The following is a 17515-nucleotide window of genomic DNA, read 5'->3' on the forward strand; positions in this document are numbered from 1 at the left end:
GGTCTCTCCCCCCTCAGCCGAGATCGGTCTGGCCGGCCCGGGTGAGCCGGTACTGGACGATGGTGATCACGCTGAGCACGACCAGAAGGGCGACGGACATCGCGGACGCGTAGCCGAACTGGAAGCGGCCGAAGGCCGCGCCGTAGATGTAGTACTGCAGGACGTTGGTCGCGTTCGCGGGACCACCCGCGGTGGTCACCGCGACGGTGTCGAACACCTGGAACGAACCGATCACGGTCATGATGAGCACGACCGCGAGCACCGGCCGCAGCAGTGGCATGGTGATCCGCCAGAACATCCGCCACTCGCTCGCGCCGTCGACCTTGGCCGCCTCGTACATGTCGTTCGGTATCGCCTGGAGGCCGGCGAAGAGGAGGAGGGCGGTGTAGCCGACGTGCCGCCAGACGTTGATCAGGGCGATGGTGGGGATCGCCCAGGCCTCGTCGGCGAGGAATGGAATGCGGTCGAAGCCGAGGGCCTGGAGGATCTCGTTGCCGATGCCCAGCTGGGTGTCGAGTATCCACAGCCAGACGATGCCGGCGACGACGTTCGACATCAGATACGGGGTGAGCACGATGCCCCGCAGTACGGCCGACTGCGTCAGCCGCTGGAGCAGCACCGCGACGGCGAGGGCCGCGACCGTCTGCACACCGATGTTGATGGCCACGTACTCGACCGTGACCGCCAGCGAGTGCCAGAAGACGGGGTCGCGGATCATCCTGTCATAGTTGTCGAGGCCCACCCACTCGGCCGGAGTCAGCAGATTGAAACGGGTGAAACTCAGATAGATGCCCCGCAGCGTCGGCCAGAGCAGGAAGACCAGGAAGCCCAGCAGGGCAGGAGCGATGAAGACGACCGCGAGGGCTCCGTCATCACCGGCTTCCCGGGCTCTGCGGATCTTGAGTTTCGATGCGGCTCCCCCGGCGCGGCGCAGGCGCGCGGGAGGGCTGCTGGAGGCGACGGTCATCAGGGGACTCTTTCGTCTGCGGCTCGTCCTCGAACCCCACTTACTTTTGACGCGAAAGAATCGTGTCGTCAAGAGTCGTGCAAGCATCCTTTCGCGGCACCTTGTAGCAACGTAGAGTGACCCTATTAGTTCCGAAGCAAAAGAAAAAGTGGAGGATCTGGCCTCTCATGACCACCCTTGACGCCAGTTGGCTGCCGCTGAGCCCCGGGGAACGTGCGGTGGCGATCGAGGTGCTCGTGCACGGTCCGCTGTCGCGCACCGAACTCGCCCGTCGGCTCAACCTCTCGGCGGGCAGCCTCACCCGGCTGACCAAGCCGCTGATCGAATCGGGTCTGCTGGTCGAGAAGGGCACCGAAGGCGCCGCATTGGCGGAGGTGCGGCAGGGACGGCCCTCGCAGCCGCTGGACATGGTCGCCGAGTCCCGGCTCTTCATCGGCTTCAAGATCACCGAGGACATGGTGTACGGGGTCGTCACCACGCTCCGCAGCGACATCATGGCCCGCGCCGAGCGGCGGCTGGCCACGCACGAGCCCGCGGTGGTCGTCGATCTGCTGCGCGAGATGACGCGGGAGTTCACCCGGGCCCATCCCCGGGCGGCCGGGATCGGCATCGGGGTGGGGGCCGGCGTCCGGGACCGCTCGGTCGTCATCCGGTCGCCCTTCCTCGACTGGGACGAGGTGCCACTGGCCGAACTGGTCGAGGAGCGGACGGGGCTGCCGACGGTCGTCGAGAACGACGTGGCGGCGCTGGTCGAGGCCGAGTGCTGGTTCGGCGCGGGCCGCGGCCTCGACCGGTTCGCGGTGCTCACCATCGGGGCCGGACTGGGGTACGGACTGGTCAGCGGCGGCCGGCGGGTGGTCTCTTCCGAGGACGGGCTGAGCGGCCGGGGACGGCACTGGATGGTCGATCGCCACGGCCCGCTCACCCCGTACGGAGAGCGGGGCAGCGCCGTCTCCCTGCTGACCATCCCCAGCATCCGCTACCAGCTCCAGGCCGCCACCGGCCGGGAGATGACGTACGAGGAGATCCTCGGCCTCGCCGCCGATGGCGAGCCCATGGCCGCCCGGGTCGTGGACGAGGCGGCCCGGGCCCTCGGCACGATCGTCTCCCAGATCGCCAATTTCGCGATGCCCCAGAAGATTCTGCTGGCCGGCGAGGGCGTGGGCCTGGTCGACGTGGCCGGGACGGCGGTGGAGGAGGCCATCCTCGCCAACCGCCATCCCCAGGCCGACAAGGTCAACCTCGAAACCAAGGTCTCCGACTTCCACGACTGGGCCCGCGGCGCCGCCGTCCTGGCCATCCAGGTGCTGGTCCTGGGCTCGGCAGAGGCGTGACGCGTCGTTTCCGGAGAGGCACGCAGGCGATCCGCAGGGGCACGGGAAGGCGCTCCCGCCCGGCGAGCCGGGCGGGAGCGCCTGCGAGCGGACCCAGGGCGAGTCGGCCGGTACGGCCGGTACGCCGGGGTCAGCTGCCGGGCGTGAGCTCGAGCGTGTCGAGCACCCCGTACACCCCGAGGAAGGCGATCGCCACGCTGCTGAGGACGAGGGCGGCGGTCAGCCAGGGGTTGGCGCGGAAGCGGGGCGGGACGCCGGTGTAGCGCAGGCGCCAGACCGCGACCACGACCGCGAGCAGGAAGATGCCACCGCCGATGCCGCCGATCTGCACCATCAGGACCGGGGACTGGACCCACAGGAAGATGCACATCCACACCGGGGGCAGACAGCAGGTGAGGATGCGGATGGTGCGCGTGCGCACGCGCATGTCCTGCCAGTTGATCACTCCGAGCAGACCGAGGGTGTTGGTCCACAGGCGCGGGACGCTGGCCGACGAGGCGACGGTGACCGAGAAGAGGACGGCGATCGCCCCGGCCAGGAACAGGTACTCCGCCCATGGGCCGAGCGTGTCGGTGTAGATGTGCGACAGCGTGGTGATCATGTCGTTGCCCTCGGGCACCAGGCCCTGCGGGTGGAGCACCGAGGCGCCGATCACGTAGAAGGACAGGGTGCAGATGGTGCACACGAGCCAGGAGACGCCCACGTCGAGCCGCATGACCTTGAGCCAGCCCTCGGCCCGCCGGGCGCGCTGCTCGCTGCCGTCGTCGGGGCCGGTCCAGCGGGCGTAGCCCTTCTCCAGACACCAGTAGGTGTACGTCGTCATCTCGTCGGCGCCGACACCGGTGATGCCGAACATGGCGAGCGCGATGCCGACCGTGCCCGCGGGGATCTCGAAGCTCAGTCCGCCGGCGAGCTGCTCGGTGCCGTACCCGAAGGCGGTGAACGGCAGGGCGAGGGCCAGGCCGAAGGTGATGATCGTCTTGAGGGTGATGCCGACGATCTCGACCCGCTCGACGACGGGGTACTTGCCCGTCTGCAGGATGAGGATGGCGGCGCCGGTCACGATGAGGGCCCAGATCGTCAGCGACGATGTGCTCAGCGACGCCCCGTGGATCGGCAGCAGGATCGAGCAGGCCGCCGCGGTGCCGCCGATGATGCCACCACGCTGGAACATCTTGGCGAAGTCCATGCCGATCCAGAGCCAGTTGATCCAGCTCAGCCGGCCGATCCGGGGGCCGACGTCGCGGAAGCCGTCGAGCGCGGGCCGGCCGTTGAGGATGGTCCAGCGGGCCAGCTCCATCTGCACCCACACCTTGACCGCGGTCGAGACGATCACCAGCCACAGCAGGGCGAACCCGGCCTTCGCACCGAGCGAGGTGGTGGTGATCAGCTCGCCGGAGCCGACGACGGCGGCGGACAGCACGAGCCCGGGGCCGAGGTGGCGCAGTCGGCCGCGGAAGGTCTCGGGGGCCGGGCGGGCGTCTTCGGCGCGCAGCGCGTACGGGTCGGCCTGCACGGGTGGCGGCGCCGCCGTGGCGCCGTCGGTCGTGGTGGACATATCGGTCCTTAGAGGATCTTCCGGCGCCGTCGCCGGTATCCGGAATGGGGACAGGGGTGGTGTGGGGGGGCGTGTCGTGGTGCCGGGTGCCGCGGTGCCTCAGCGCGCTGGGTGGTGCGGCTCCTCACCCGCCAGTACGCGGACGACGTCCTCGGCCACCATCGCGCCCATGGCCTGGTTGGCCTCGGGCGTGCAGGCGGCCATGTGGGAGGTGAGGAGGGTGCGCGGGGCCTCGCGCAGCGGGTGGCCGGCGGGCAGCGGTTCGGTGCCGAACGCGTCGAGGGCCGCGGCCCCGAGGTGCCCGGAGCCGAGCAGGTCGGCGAGCGCGCGTTCGTCGACGAGGCCGCCGCGCGCGGCGTTGACCAGGATCGCGCCCGGCTTCATCGCCGCCAGGCGGGAGCGGTCGAGCAGCGGGGTGCCGGACGGGTCGGGCGGAGTGTGCAGGCTGACGGCATCGGCGCGCTCCAGCAGGGCGTCGAGCGCGACCGGTTCGGCGCCATGGGCGCGGATGTCGGCCTCGGAGACGTACGGGTCGTGGGCGAGCAGGTCCATCCCAAAGGCACGGGCGTAGCCGGCCAGCAGGCGGCCGATGCGGCCGAAGCCGACGATGCCCAGCGTCTTGCCGTGCAGTTCGGGGCCGAACAGCTTCGGCCAGCCGCCCGCCGCCACCGCGGTGTGCGAGGCGGTCAGGGAGCGGGTCGCGGACAGCAACAGGCCGAAGGTGTACTCCGCCACCGCACGCGAGTTGCTGCCCGGGGCGCACACCACGGGGATCGCGCGCGCGTGGGCGGCGGCCACGTCGATGGTGTCGACGCCGACACCGTGCTTGGCGATCACCTTGAGGCGGGGTGCGGCATCCATCACCTCGGCGGTGATGGGGTCCATGCCGACGATCAGCGCGTCCGCTTCGGCCGCGTGCGCCAGGAGCTCGGCGGTGGGCAGCGCCGCGTCCTCGCGGGGACGCAGGGGACCGGCTCCGGCCTCCTCCAGGATCTGCCAGGGCCGCGCCGAATGCCGGGCGAAGGTGGGCGTCGTGATGAGCGTGGTCGGCATCAGCGGGCCTCGCCGCGTGCCGCCCGGAGGTGGGATGTCGCGATCTGCTGGAGGTGCACGACGTCGGCCGCGACCGTCGCGAACGTGAAACCCTCGGCGAGGCGACGGGCGGCGCTCTCGCCGTCGGCGTTGTGAATGCCGGCCGCGATGCCTACCGCCTCGGCCGCCTCGCGGACGCGGGTGAGGGCCTGCTCGAACTCCTCCTGTACGGAAGGGTCGGTGGACGTCGCGCCGCCGATGGCCAGGCGCAGATCGGACGGGCCGATGTAGACGCCGTCCAGGCCGGGGGTCGCGCAGATCTCCTCGACGTTGGCCAGGCCGTCGGCCGTCTCGATCATCGCAAGGACGGCGGTCTGGTCGTGCGCGTCGGCCGGGTTCGGGCCGATGCGGAGCTGGGCGCGCATCGGGCCGTACGAGCGGCGGCCCAGCGGCGGGTAGCGGACGGCGGCCACGGCGTCGGCGGCGTCCTGGGCGGTGTCGATCATCGGGACGATCACGGCGCTCGCCCCCGCGTCGAGCGCCTTGCCGATGTAGGTGAGGTCATTGGCCTCGACGCGCACCATGCCGACGGCGGTGCTGCCCTTGGTGTCGGTGGCGAGGAGGTTGTTCAGCATGCCCTGGTAGCCGAAGAGGCCGTGCTGGGCGTCGAAGGCCAGGTAGTCGTAGCCGACGCGGGCGAGGCGCTCGGCGGCGATCGGCGAGTCCAGCAGGGACCAGTAGCCGATGAGCTGCTCGCGATTGCGCAGTGCGGCGATGAACTGGGCGGAGGTGCGGCCGGCGGCCATGGGGGTCTCCCTTGCGACGGGGTGAGGTGGGCGGCGGATCAGCGGTTGTAGGCGGGCATCGGGCCGCGCAGCCGGGCGCCGACCTCGTCGCAGGCGGCCAGGACGTCCGCGGGCAGCGGGCCTTCGGACGCGGCGGCGATGTTGGCCTTCAGGTGCTCGACCTTGGAGCCGCCGAGCAGCAGCGCGTCGGTGGAGGGCCGGGACAGCAGCCAGCGCAGGGCCAGGTCGGTCAGCGGCAGGCCCGCCCCGGAGGCGATGCGGGTGAGGTCGGTGACGGCCTGGAACACCTCCTCGTTCCAGTACCGCTCGCGGTACATCGCGGCCACCTTGGAGTCGCCGAAGCGCCCGCCCGCCGGGACCTGATCGAAGCGGTGGCGGCCGGTCAGCAGGCCGCCGCCGAGCGGGTTGTAGACCACCGTGCGCAGTCCGGTGGTGGCGGCGAATTCGACGTACTCCTCCTCGATGCGGCGCGCGAGGAGGTTGTGGAGCTGCTGGGCGACGACGGGGCGGGGGGCGCCGACCTCGTCGGCCACGCGGTTCAGCTCGGCGATCTGCCAGGCGGCGAAGTTGGAGACGCCGAGGGCGAGGACCTTGCCCGCCTGGACGAACTCGGCGACGGTCGCCAGGGTCTCGGCGAGCGGTGTGCGGCGGTCCGGCTGGTGCAGGTAGAAGAGGTCGACGTGGTCGGTGCCCAGGCGTCCCAGGCTCCCGTCGAGCGCGGCGCGCAGGCCCTCGGGGGAAAGCGGCGCGTGCTCGCCCTGGTCGGGGTGCGGGATGCCGGCCTTGGTGGCGAGCACCACCCGGTCGCGGCGGCCTGGCAGCAGCTCGGCGAGGATGCGCTCGCTCTCGCCGCCCGCGTAGCCGTTGGCGGTGTCCACGCCGGTGATGCCCGCGTCGAGCGCGGCGTCCACCATCGCGGCGGCCGTCGCGCGGTCGGCGGTGTCGCCGAAGGTCATCGTCCCGAGGACGAGAGGGGACAACGGGACGGGCACGTGCGGGAGTGCGAGGCCGACGGTCAAGGCGGGTTCCTTCCAGGGCGGGCGGTGCGGGTGGTGCGTGGTGCGGGTGGTGCGGACGTTGCGTGGTGGGGTGGCGTGTGGTGCGGGTGGTGCGTGGTGCCGGTGGTGCAGGTAAGACAGGTGGTGCGGTCGTACTCGTAGGCGATCACATGCGTGATGTGCGCATCGAACATGGCGCCGTGCGGCTGTGTGGCCTCGACCGGTCGCCGCGGCGGTTTCCGGCGACGCGCCGCGCGGCGGCCGAGTGTGGTGCGATGCGATCCGCTGGGTAAGCCGGTCCGCCTCGCGTCCACGATGGCGAGACGGTCCACGGGTGACGGCCGTCGGCGCCATGGGAACGCTCGCACGGTTGCGTAAATCACGCAAGATCTGTCGCGCAGTTCACGCAGCTTATGCCATGATCCTCACTGGGCCTGACCGTGTTGTCCATCGACGGTGCCGGGGACTCGCCGCCGCGCATCGCTGTCGCGCCGCGGCCCCGTCCGGCTGCCTCCACGGCAGCCACCCGACCCTCACCGTCCGCCCCCGCCTCCCGCCTAGGAGTTGTTCACATGCCCACCCCCCTCCCCCTCATCGCCGTCACCATGGGCGACGGTGCCGGTATCGGCCCCGAGGTCGTCGTCGCGGCCCTGCTCGACGACGCCGTCCTGACCCGGTGCCGCCCCGTCGTCATCGGTGACGCGCGGCGGCTGCGCGAGGCCGCCCGCGTCCTCGGCCTGGACTGCGAGATCACGGCCGTCGACCACCCGCGCGACGCCGGGTTCACACCCGGCCGCGTCAACGTGGTCGACCTCGGCCTGCTCCCCGCCGATCTGCCCTGGGGCAAGCTGTCGCGGGTCGCGGGGGACGCCGCGTACGCGTACATCGAGCGCGCCGCCGAACTCGCCGTGGCGGGCGAGGTGCACGCCATCTGCACCGCACCCCTCAACAAGGAGGCGCTGCACGCCGCGGGCCACATCTACCCCGGCCACACCGAACTCCTCGCCCACCTGACCGGGACCGAGGAGGTCTCGATGATGCTCTCCACCGAGAAGGTGAAGGTCATCCACGTCACCACGCACATCGGCCTGATCGACGCCGTCCACCGCATCGAGCCCGGCCTCGTCGAGCGCACCGTGCGCCGCGGCCACGAGGCGATGGTCCGCGCCGGCACCCCCAGCCCCGTCATCGGTGTCTGCGGCATCAACCCGCACGCGGGCGAGAACGGCCTGTTCGGCCACGGCGAGGAGGACGAGAAGATCGTCCCGGCCCTGGAGAAACTGCGCGCCTCCGGCGTCGACGCCCGGGGTCCGCTCCCCGCCGACACCGCCTTCTTCCTCGCGTCACGCGGCGACTACGACCTGATCGTGGCGATGTACCACGATCAGGGCCACGGCCCGGTCAAGGTGCTGGGCATCGAGGCGGGTGTCAACCTCACCGTGGGCCTGCCCGTGATCCGCACCTCCGTCGACCACGGCACCGCCTTCGACATCGCCGGAACGGGCACGGCGGAGGCGGGCAGCATGGTCGAGGCGCTGCGCCAGGCGGCCGAGATGGCCACGGTGCCGGTCCCCCCGGCGGCCTGAACCACCGCCTCCGGCAGGGGGACGGGTCAGACGTGGCTGCCTCCTCCCGGCCGTCAGGCTTGCACGGTGGGCCGGACGACGACCTCGCTGATGTCGATGCCGGCGGGCTGCTCGATCGCGTAACCGATCGCGGACGCGATGGCGGAGGGCGGGATGGCGATCTCGTCGCGCTGCCGGACTGCCGCCGCCGCTGCCTCGGGGCTCGCCCCCTTGCCCACGCCCTCGGTGTTGGTGAATCCGGGTGAGACGAGGGTGACGCGCAGATCGGGTCCCGACTCCTGCCGCAGCCCCTCGGTCAGCACCTTCACCGCCGTCTTGGTGGCGGCGTAGACGGCCTGCGGGGGCTTCACGACGTAGGCCGCGGTGGAGGCGATGTTGACGAACTGGCCGGAGCGCTGCCGCCGGAAGACGGGAAGTGCCGCCCCGATTCCGTTCAGCAGGCCGGTGATGTGCGTCGCGACCATCGCGTCCCAGTCGTCCTGGCGCAGTTCGTCGAACGGTGACACCGCCATCGCGCCGGCGTTGGAGACCAGGACATCGAGCCGGCCGAACCGGTTGACCGCCATGTCCGTCAGCCGCTTGAGGTCTTCGCGGCGCGTCACGTCGATGACGGTCCCGACGGCCGAGCCGCCCCGCGCCGTGATCCGGTCCACCACCGCGTGCAACCGGTCTTCCCGCCGGGCCCCGAGCACCAGCCGGGCGCCCTTCTCGGCGAGGTACGTCGCCGTCGCCGCTCCGATGCCGCTGCTGGCACCCGTGATGGCCACGACCTTGCCTTCGATGCCTGACATGGCCAACGTCCTCCAAGGGGGATGTGCGCAGGTCAGACCATGACCTACAGTGGAACTGGGGGCGCCCCCAGTTACCCGAGCCTAAATGGGGACGCCTCCGTTCAGCAAGGCGAAGGAGACCGGAGAGGACATGGCAACCGCTGATGACCGGCAGTGCACCACGCCCGTTGCGAGCTGACGCGCGGCGCAACAGAGACAAGATCCTCGCGGCCGCGGTGCGCGTGTTCGCCGAGGAGGGGCTGGACGCGCACCTGGAGCGCATCGCCAAGGAGGCGGGCGTGGGCAGCGCGACGCTGTACCGGAACTTCGCCACCCGCGAGGCGCTGATCGAGGCGGTCTACCGCAACGAGGTGGCCCAGCTGTGCGACGCCGTCCCCGATCTGCTCGCCGAGCAGCCGCCCTACGAGGCCCTGCGCGCCTGGACACGCCTCTTCCTGGACTACGTCACCGCGAAGTTCGGCATGGCCGACGCCCTGCGCGCCATCGCCGCCACGGGAAACAACCCCTACGGCCACAGCCGGGACATGATCCAGGCCGCCATCACCACCCTGCTGGACGCCTGCGCGGCCGCCGGGGCGATTCGCACCGACATCAGCCCCACCGACATGGGCGCCGCCCTCGAAGGCATCGCCCTCACCTCGGCCGAACCCGAACACCGGGAACGTGCCGAGCGCCTGCTCGACCTCACCCTGGACGGCCTGAAGGCCCGTCCGTGACGGCGGCCCTGCCGAGGGGCTTGCGGTGCGGGTGCAGCTCGATGGTGAGTGAGGCGGCGGTGAAGACGGAGGAGTAGGTGCCGACCGCCAGGCCGATCAGTAGGGCGAGGGCGAAGTCGGCGAGGGTGTCGTCGGCGAGGACGGCGAGGGCGGTGAGGATGAATGCCGCACCCATGCCGGTGTTGACGGTACGGGGCAGGGTCTGCACGATCGCCTGGTTCGTCAGGCGGGGAAGTGGTGTGGCGCGGTCGCGGCCGAGCAGTTCGCGGACGCGGTCGAAGAGGACGACGGAGTCGTTGACCGAGTAGCCGATGACGGTCAGCAGGGCGGCCAGGAACACCCCGTCGATGGGCTTGCCGAGCCAGGCGAAGGCACCGATGAGGATCACCACGTCGTGGGCGAGCGCGACGACGGCCGCCGTACCGAAGAACCAGCGGAAGCGGACCGCGAGATACAGCAGCTGGGCGCCCAGCGCGACGGAGAGTGCGATGAGGGCGTTGCGGCGGAGCTCGTCGCCCATGCTGGGGCCGATCAGCTCATCGCGGACCTTCTCCGTCTCGCCGCCGAGGGCGCCGATGGTCTCGGTGACGGTGGCCTCGTCGGCGTTGGTCAGGTTCTCGGCGCGCACCGTGAGCCCGGTGTCGCCGGAGGACTGCACGACCGCGCGGGGGAACCCGGCGTCGGTGAGGGCGGTGCGGGCCCGGTCGGGGTCGACGGGTGCGCTGGTGGCGTACTCGATCAGCCGGCCGCCGGTGAACTCGATGCCGAAGTCCAGGCCGCGGACGAGGAGGCCCGACGCGGCCACGACGGCGAGCGCGGCGGAGACGGCCAGCCAGCGGCGCGGACGGCGCATCAGGAACGGGTCGCGGCGCAGCAGCCGGTCGCGGACCCAGCCGGTGCTCGCGATGCCGGTGATACGGGGCCGACGGCGGACCGCGGAGCGGCCCACCGCGTACTCGGCGAGCACCCGGCTGATCACCAGGACGCTGACCATCGAGGCGAGGACGCCGATGGCGAGGGTGATGCCGAAGCCGCGCACCGGGCCGGAGGCGAAGGCGAACAGGAGGCCCGCGGCGATCAGAGTCGTGATGTTGGAGTCGGCGATCGCGCTGAGGGCACCGCGGAACCCGGCCGTCAGTGCCGAGCGGGGGCTGGGGCGGCTGCGGGCCGCGTACTCCTCGCGGGCCCGTTCGAAGACCAGGACGTTGGCGTCCACGGCCATGCCGATCGCCAGGACGAACCCGGCGAGGCCCGGCAGGGTCAGTGTGGCGCCGAGCACGGCCAGGGCGGCGTAGGAGATGAGGCCGTAAGCGGCCAGGGCCACGGTCGCGAGCAGGCCCAGGAGCCGGTAGACGGCGATGATGAACAGTGCGGTCAGCGCGGTGCCGATGACGGCGGCCCAGGCCGCGGCCTCGATGGCCGCGTCGCCGAGCGTGGCGCCGACGGTGCGCTGTTCGACGGTCTCGACCGGTACGGGCAGGGCGCCGCCGGAGATCAGCAGGGCCAGTTCGCGGGCTTCGGTGTCGTCGAAGGAGCCGGTGATCTGGGTGGTGCCGCCCGGGATGCCGGTCCCGCACGGTACGGAGGGGTCGACCTGCGGCGAGGAGATGATCTTGTTGTCGAGGACGATGGCGACCCGGCGCTGCGGGTCACCGGCCGGGTGACAGGCGGCCCGCGCGGTGACCTGCCGCCATCGGTCCTGACCGGTCTTGGAGAAGTCGACCGTGACATGCCATCCGGCACCGCCCTGCTGGTCGAAGCGGGCGTCGGCGCCTTCGACGTCCCGCCCGGTCAGATCGGCGGCCCGCAGCCGCAGGGGCTGTCCGGAATCATCCGGCAGCACGCGCTCCTCGGCCGGATCGGCCGGCGGGGAGGTGGCGCCGTCACCGGTCCCGGCCGGGCCGAGGACCGCGTGGACGGTGAGCTGCGCGGTGCGCCCCAGCACGTCGGCCGCCTTCTTCGGATCGTGAACTCCGGGCAGCTCGACGAGGATGCGGTGGTCGCCGGAGCGGACGAGGGTCGGCTCGGCGACGCCGAGCGCGTCGATGCGGCCGCGCAGCACCTCCACGGTGCGGTCGGTGGCCGCGGCGTCGGCTTCGGTGGTGGGGCTGGAGCGGGTTTCCAGCATGATCTGGGTGCCGCCGCGCAGATCGAGGCCGAGGCGGACCGGCGTGGTGAGGGCGACGGCCACCGATCCGGCGATCACGGCGAGGGCGAGCAGCGCCCGCATGCGCAGGGACTTGTTTCGTTTGTTCCGCTTGTTCCGTTTGTTGTGGCGTTTCGACACGTTGTCGCGGCGTTTCAACACGAGCCTCCGGCAGGCATGTCGCGGCAGCGGCGCACGCGGCCGCGACGGAGGAAAGGGTGATGGGTGGCGTCAGGTACCTGCGGGCGCCGGAGGGGCCCGGCCGTGGTCGTGGGCCGATCGGCCGGGCGAGACGGGGGCGTATGCGGAAGGCGCTGAGGTACGGGTCCCGACGGCCGGACCGGCATCCGTAGCGCGGGGGTCGGTGGCGTGGTGATCGGGTGGGCACGGGCGCTCACCGAGGTGGTCGTGGCGGACCCTGGCCTGGGCCGCGCAGCCGGCGGCACACGGGTCGTCCGCGCGGGGCCCGGTGTCCGGTCGCTCGGCGCCCGTGGCCGCCGGGGCCGGAGTGGCCGCCAAAGCCGGAGTGGCCGCCGGGGCCGGATGGGGCGCCGGACCGGATGCGGCGCGCGCGGTATCGGCGGGAACCAGCGCCAGCAGGACGGCGAGGAGCGCGATGAGCGTTCCCGCGAGCCGGTGACCGGCGGTCGGGGTGGCGCGGGGTGCTGGACGCATGGTCGGGGGCGGGGCGGACGTCAGGGTTCGATGAGACCGGCGCGGATGGCGTAGCGGGTCAGCTCCAGCCGGTCGTGCAGACCGAGTTTGTGCAGGAGGTTGGCCCGGTGACGGTGCACGGTCTTGACGCTGATGAACAGGATCTCGGCGATCTCCTTGGAGGAGTGCCCTTCGGCGACGAGTTTGAGGACCTCCTCCTCACGAGGGGTGAGGAGCTGGTCGGGGTCTTCCTCGCCGTGGCGGACGCGGTCCAGGTAGTTGCGGATGAGGGCGGTGACCGCGCCGGGGTAGAGGAACGGCTCATTGCGCATCGCGGCCCGGCAGGCGGCGACCAGATCGCGGTCGGCGACCGACTTCAGCACATAGCCGCAGGCCCCAGCCTTGAGCGCCTGAAACAGGTACTGCTCGTTGTCGTGCATCGTCAGCATCAGGATCCGCAGGCCCGGTTTGAGCGCCACCAGCTCACGGGTGGCCTGGAGTCCGGTCAGGCGCGGCATGGCGATGTCGAGCACCGCCAGGTCGATCTCCTGGCTCCGGGCCGCCTCGATGGCCTCGGCGCCGTCCCCGGCCTCGGCGACGACCTCCAGGTCGGGTTCCCGGTCGAGGATCAGGCGTACGCCGCGGCGTACCAGAGCGTGGTCGTCGGCGAGCAGGATGCGGATCGGCGTCGCGGCCGTGGGATGCGGCGTCGCGGCCGTGGTGGGTCCGGGCGGGGTCGGGTCGGGCATGGTCAGAGCTGCTTCCTGGGGGCGGGTGTGATGAGGCGGATCCGGGTGCCGGTGCCGGGCGTCGAGGTGATGTCCAGGGTGGCTCCGGCGAGCAGGGCCCGTTCGCGCATGCCGCGGATCCCGGCGCCCTCGCAGGCGGCCTCGATGCCGCGGCCGTCGTCGGCGATCTCCAGCGCCACCGCATCGCCGACGCGGCGCAGGCTCACCTCGACCTGCCGCGCGTCCGCGTGGCGGGCCGCGTTGGTCAGGCTCTCCTGAGCCACCCGGTACAGCACGAGCTCGCTCTCCTGGTCGAGGGTGGGCAGGTCGGCGTCGAGGCGGCGCACGACCCGCAGCCCGGTGTGGGTGGCGAAGTCCTGGGTGAGCGAGGTCAGCGCGCTGACCAGGCCCAGGTCGTCCAGGACGCCGGGCCGCAGCCGGCGCACCAGGCGGCGGACCTCGTCCAGGCTCTCCCGGGTGATCTCCTGGGCCTGCTGGAGGTCCTCGCGCAGCGGCTCGGGGGCGTCGTCCGCGGTGCGCCCCAGCACCAGCAGGATCGCGGTCATGCTCTGCCCGACCTCGTCGTGCAGTTCCTGGGCGATGCGGCGGCGTTCCGCCTCCTGGGCCAGCAGCACCCGGGCGCTGGACGTGGCGCGTTCGTGCTCCAGCCGGTCGAGCATGGCGTTGAAGGTGCGGATCAGCTCGGACACCTCGCTGCCGCCGCCGGCGCCGGGCACGGGCAGCCGCTGGCCCGGGCGCAGCAGGTCGACGGTGGTCATCAGCCTGGTCAGCCGGTCCAGCGGGGCCAGACCCCAGCGCAGCAGGGTGCCGTTGGCGACCAGCATGACGGCGAGACCGCCGACCAGGATGATCGCCTCGGTCAGCACCACCGGCACGGAGACGGTCACCGGCGCCCACAGCAGCAGCGCCGTGGCGGTGCCCAGCACCAGGGCGTTGAGCCCGAAGATCCGCCAGAACAGCGACACCGGGGAAACTCCTCCTTCTGCGCTCCGAGTGTGATCAGCTCTACTGTCGCTCATCGCGCCCCCGGACCGAGCCGCCGCGACTGATCATGGCCGAGCCCGACCCAGCCTGCCTCCCCCACCGCGCTGGGTCGATGGGGTCCGTTCCCCATATCCGGGGTCGTCGGGTACCCATGCGCCGTTCCCCGCCATCGCCCCGTGGTCACCGCCGTCCCGGGCAAATGGGGTCCGCGCCCGATGGGCTTCCGGCGCCGAGTCGAGCAGAGTCGAAGAAGATCGAGCCGTCCGGTACGGCCACCTCTCGCGGTCGTGGAGACCGCGGCCGACGGAACCGGGCGGCCGCTGCCGCGCTCAGCGCGCCTTTCGCGAAAGGACCACACCGTGCCGCTCGACACCACCCAGACCGGCCCCCCGGCCCCGGGCGGCTGACCTCTCATGAGGCCCGCCAGCGCCTCGAACACGCCCGCAACAGCCGCCTGGCCCAGCTCCGCGCCCTCGACGAGAGCGCGCAGCTGGGCGCTGGTGGCCTTCCTGACCGTGACCCTCGCCGGTGCCGCCGCCTACCGCTGCGCCGCCGTGGTCCTGCGCCGGCGCAATCTCGCCGAGTGGGACACCGAGTGGGCCGAGACCGCGCCACGCTGGACCACGTCGCCCTGAGCCCGGCCGACAGCGGCCTCGACGCCGGTGATACGTCAGCCGCGGAGGGGACCCTCACAGGTGTAGTCCGATGTGCCCGCCCGCTGGTCGGCCCAGATGTCCACCTCGCCGAACCAGCAGTTCATATCGGTCAGGTTGTTGTCGCCGCCCGCGGCCCGGTCGAGGAGGAAGTAGTCGACCGTCTCGGACATGTCCTCGAAGACCGCGTCCGTGTCACGGGCATCGGTCAGGTTCGCGGTGATCCGGCCGGTGCAGACGAACCGGGGACGCTCCGCCGCGCCGGTGGCACGGCAGTCCGGGTCGGACGCGGTCATCGCGGTGAAGGAGGAGCGGATCTGGTCGGCCGAGCTGTCACGGAGCTCACCCAGGGGCGTGTAGGTGGTATGGGGCACGTACAAGTCGGCTACGTGGGCGATCTGTTCGTCGAGGAAGCGGTCGTACGCGCTCTGGAGCCCCGCGTCCCCGCCGAGCCGGTGGCGCCAGGCGTCGAAGGCCGCCGGATCGTCGGAGCGCAGATCGCGGTACATCTCCCGCAAGAGGGAGGGGCGTTCGAGCCACAGGAACTCGAAGAAGGTGCCCGCGTAGTCGTAGAAGCGGAAGCCGTCGCCGTCGTACGTCGCGTGCAGGAGCTGGTTCACGGTCATGCGCGGCCCGCCGCCGACCGTGTCGTCGATGATCCCCTGAACCAGGGACCTGCGGACCCGGATGCCGTCGTCGCGGGTGGCGCCGTCGAAGAACTCGGCGGTGCCCTCGTCCATCGCGGTGGTCCGGTCACCCTCGTACCAGGGACCTTCGCCGAAGCTGCCGGGCACCGCCCAGCGACCGTTGAGGTAGTGGGTGTACTCGTGGCGGAACAGCTCCTCCAGGGTCAGTGAGGAGTCCTGCGGGACGCGGCGCTGGTATGTGTAGAAGGTCGCCCCCCGCTCGATGTAGACGCCGCCGTTGTTGGTGTCCATGCCGGTGAGGAGCGGGTGGAAGTTCTCGTAGTCGGTGCGGGAGCCGTACAGGACGATGTGCAGCGTGGTGTTGGTGTCGTCCGCGAGGGGCGTGTCCGTGCCGAGGACGCGGTGGAACTGCGCCTTGACCTGCTTGCTGGCGTAAGTGAGCTGGTCGACGGTGTCCCGGTCGAGGGCGGCGCGGACCTGAATGCCGTCGGTGCCTTCGGTGCCGTAGACGTACGTGTGCGGGAAGAGACGCCTCTCGATGTCGTCCCTGCACACGTGGTACGGGGCGCAGGCTTCGAGCACCCCCAGCCAGGTGGCGACCTTCGCCCAGGGCGCGCTGCTGTCCCCGAAGTTGCGGGCGGTGGTGTCCAGAAGGGTGCCGAGGCCGGAGACGATCTCGTCGCGCAACCCTTCGATCTGGCCGAAGCGGCCGTACTCGCTGAGTGCGTCGCGTATCACCCAGGCGTTGGGCCCGCCCTTGAGGTGGGTGTGGCCGGCGAAGGAGCTGAAGGCCGCCCGGTACGAGGGGTCGGCCGTCACCGCGGTGTGGAAGGCGGCGTCCTTGTTGCCGGGATAGACGCCGAGGTAGTTCACGGTGAGCGCCGCGAGGGCGGCACCGGCCCAAGAGGTGTCCTGGGCAGTTTCGGGGTGCTGGGCGTCCATGGTGGCCAGAACCCGTTTGACCAGGGGAAGTTGGTGCTGACGCAGACCGGGCGCGGAGGCCGCGTCGAGCGCTTCGCGCAGGGTTTCGGCGTTGGGTCGGGTGACGTCGAAGGTGTGGGCGGCCGAACCGAAGGCGTCGACGGCCTCGCGCATGGCGTTCACGGTCGGCGCGTCGGTGATGTCGATCTCGTCGTGCGAGAAGTCCTGGTAGGCCACCGCGTGCAGGTAGGTGAACATCTCCAGCAGATGGCTGCCGTCCTTGCCGTCGTGGGAGGCGGCGAGTTGGGTGACGCGGCGGGAGACGGCCTGGACGTGCTCGTCCGACATGACGGGGACGAGTCGCTGGTCCCAGGTCCACAGGATCGAGCGCAGACAGCCGTCGGCGGTGACGGCGGGGTCGGCCAGGAAGTCGGCGAACCGCTCCGGCGGCAGGCCCGTGACGCCGTCGAGCGTGCAGGGCACGGATGCCGTGCCGAGTGTGGCGTGCGGAGTGACGGCGCCGCCCCGGCTCTTCGGCTCGGGCGTCCGGGCTCCGGGGACACCGCCACCGGTGAGGCCGCCGGGGGCCGGGACCATCCGTGCCCGGCCCGGGGCCTTGGCCAGGCGGTCGACCCTGTCGAAGGGGCCGGACGAGGCGGCCGTCCGTAACGCCGAAGGCCGCGCGGGAGCGGGGGCGGCCGCGTGACCGGACGGGGTCGCCGTCACGCAGAGCGTCACCGCCACCAAGGCCGTGAACAGACTTCCGCGCGTGGACCCGTGCGTGAATCCGCGCGGGTTTCTCGACTGGAACACCGTTGGCTCCTGTGGGGGAGGTGGCAAGGGCTGTGGGGCAGCGGTGCCTCAGGGCCTGAATTGCCCTGTGCGGGGCTGCACATGAGAGCGCGTGGTGCCATGTGATGCGTAACGTAATAATGTGAAATTGCACAGGCTGCAAGGCCCTCGACGCGACGGA

13 protein-coding genes and 1 pseudogene are annotated in these 17515 nt (G+C 71.6%); 4 read left to right on the forward strand and 10 right to left on the reverse strand.

The annotated features are described in order from the left end of the window. Nucleotides 1-13 precede the first annotated feature (13 nt). Nucleotides 14-967 (reverse strand): carbohydrate ABC transporter permease, encoded by a 954-nt coding sequence (locus tag IEJ02_RS04975; RefSeq protein ID WP_191063561.1) that lies wholly within the window; start codon nucleotides 965-967, stop codon nucleotides 14-16. A gap of 167 nt (nucleotides 968-1134) precedes the next feature. Here IEJ02_RS04975 and IEJ02_RS04980 point away from each other — a divergent pair, with 167 nt between their 5' ends. Continuing rightward, entirely contained in the window at nucleotides 1135-2301 is a 1167-nt protein-coding gene (locus tag IEJ02_RS04980) for an ROK family transcriptional regulator (RefSeq protein WP_191063562.1), read from the forward strand. Between the two features lie 130 nt (nucleotides 2302-2431). Here IEJ02_RS04980 and IEJ02_RS04985 read toward each other — a convergent pair whose 3' ends face one another. From IEJ02_RS04985 to IEJ02_RS05000, 4 genes are all read right to left on the reverse strand, one after another. Then, entirely contained in the window at nucleotides 2432-3859 is a 1428-nt protein-coding gene (locus tag IEJ02_RS04985; protein ID WP_191063563.1) for an Nramp family divalent metal transporter, read from the reverse strand. A 99-nt stretch (nucleotides 3860-3958) separates the two neighbouring features. Continuing rightward, the gene (locus tag IEJ02_RS04990) at nucleotides 3959-4912 is read right to left on the reverse strand and encodes a phosphoglycerate dehydrogenase (protein WP_191063564.1); all 954 of its coding nucleotides are present in this window, start codon (nucleotides 4910-4912) and stop codon (nucleotides 3959-3961) included. Continuing rightward, nucleotides 4912-5697, reverse strand: a complete 786-nt coding sequence (locus IEJ02_RS04995) for an HpcH/HpaI aldolase family protein (RefSeq protein WP_191063565.1) — start codon at nucleotides 5695-5697, stop codon at nucleotides 4912-4914. The genes IEJ02_RS04990 and IEJ02_RS04995 overlap by 1 nt, the downstream gene beginning before the upstream one ends. Before the next feature lie 38 nt (nucleotides 5698-5735). Then, entirely contained in the window at nucleotides 5736-6716 is a 981-nt protein-coding gene (locus IEJ02_RS05000; protein ID WP_191063566.1) for an aldo/keto reductase, read from the reverse strand. Nucleotides 6717-7267: 551 nt separating this feature from the next. Between IEJ02_RS05000 and pdxA the strand changes: the two genes are divergently transcribed. Beyond that, the gene (pdxA, locus tag IEJ02_RS05005; protein WP_191063567.1) at nucleotides 7268-8281 is read left to right on the forward strand and encodes a 4-hydroxythreonine-4-phosphate dehydrogenase PdxA; all 1014 of its coding nucleotides are present in this window, start codon (nucleotides 7268-7270) and stop codon (nucleotides 8279-8281) included. Between the two features lie 53 nt (nucleotides 8282-8334). On the opposite strand, the gene IEJ02_RS05010 is transcribed toward pdxA, so the two are convergent. After that, complete coding sequence (locus IEJ02_RS05010; RefSeq protein ID WP_191063568.1) at nucleotides 8335-9072, reverse strand: SDR family oxidoreductase; 738 nt, start codon at nucleotides 9070-9072, stop codon at nucleotides 8335-8337. A gap of 143 nt (nucleotides 9073-9215) precedes the next feature. On the opposite strand from IEJ02_RS05010, the gene IEJ02_RS05015 reads away from it, so the two are divergent. Further along, nucleotides 9216-9788 carry a TetR/AcrR family transcriptional regulator gene (locus IEJ02_RS05015; protein WP_191063569.1) on the forward strand — a complete coding sequence of 191 codons (573 nt, stop codon included), beginning with the start codon at nucleotides 9216-9218 and terminating at the stop codon, nucleotides 9786-9788. Here the strand turns inward: IEJ02_RS05015 and secD are convergent. The 3 genes from secD to IEJ02_RS05030 all read right to left on the reverse strand — a co-directional run bounded on the left by secD (nucleotide 9757) and on the right by IEJ02_RS05030 (nucleotide 14302). Then, nucleotides 9757-12018, reverse strand: a complete 2262-nt coding sequence (gene secD, locus IEJ02_RS05020) for a protein translocase subunit SecD (RefSeq protein WP_191063779.1) — start codon at nucleotides 12016-12018, stop codon at nucleotides 9757-9759. The two genes, IEJ02_RS05015 and secD, sit on opposite strands and share 32 nt — an antisense overlap. Nucleotides 12019-12629: 611 nt before the next feature. After that, nucleotides 12630-13337, reverse strand: coding sequence for a response regulator (locus IEJ02_RS05025; protein ID WP_223863397.1), 708 nt, complete (start codon nucleotides 13335-13337; stop codon nucleotides 12630-12632). A gap of 2 nt (nucleotides 13338-13339) precedes the next feature. After that, nucleotides 13340-14302, reverse strand: a complete 963-nt coding sequence (locus IEJ02_RS05030; RefSeq protein ID WP_191063570.1) for a HAMP domain-containing sensor histidine kinase — start codon at nucleotides 14300-14302, stop codon at nucleotides 13340-13342. A gap of 422 nt (nucleotides 14303-14724) precedes the next feature. Here IEJ02_RS05030 and IEJ02_RS48220 point away from each other — a divergent pair. After that, a pseudogene (locus tag IEJ02_RS48220) lies at nucleotides 14725-14811 on the forward strand (molecular chaperone DnaK); the annotation flags it as partial. A gap of 180 nt (nucleotides 14812-14991) precedes the next feature. Here IEJ02_RS48220 and IEJ02_RS05040 read toward each other — a convergent pair. Next, complete coding sequence (locus tag IEJ02_RS05040; protein ID WP_191063572.1) at nucleotides 14992-17355, reverse strand: collagenase; 2364 nt, start codon at nucleotides 17353-17355, stop codon at nucleotides 14992-14994. Nucleotides 17356-17515: the final 160 nt, after the last annotated feature.

It is taken from the genome of Streptomyces sp. 5-10, assembly GCF_014712245.1.
Lineage (GTDB): Bacteria > Actinomycetota > Actinomycetes > Streptomycetales > Streptomycetaceae > Streptomyces > Streptomyces violaceusniger.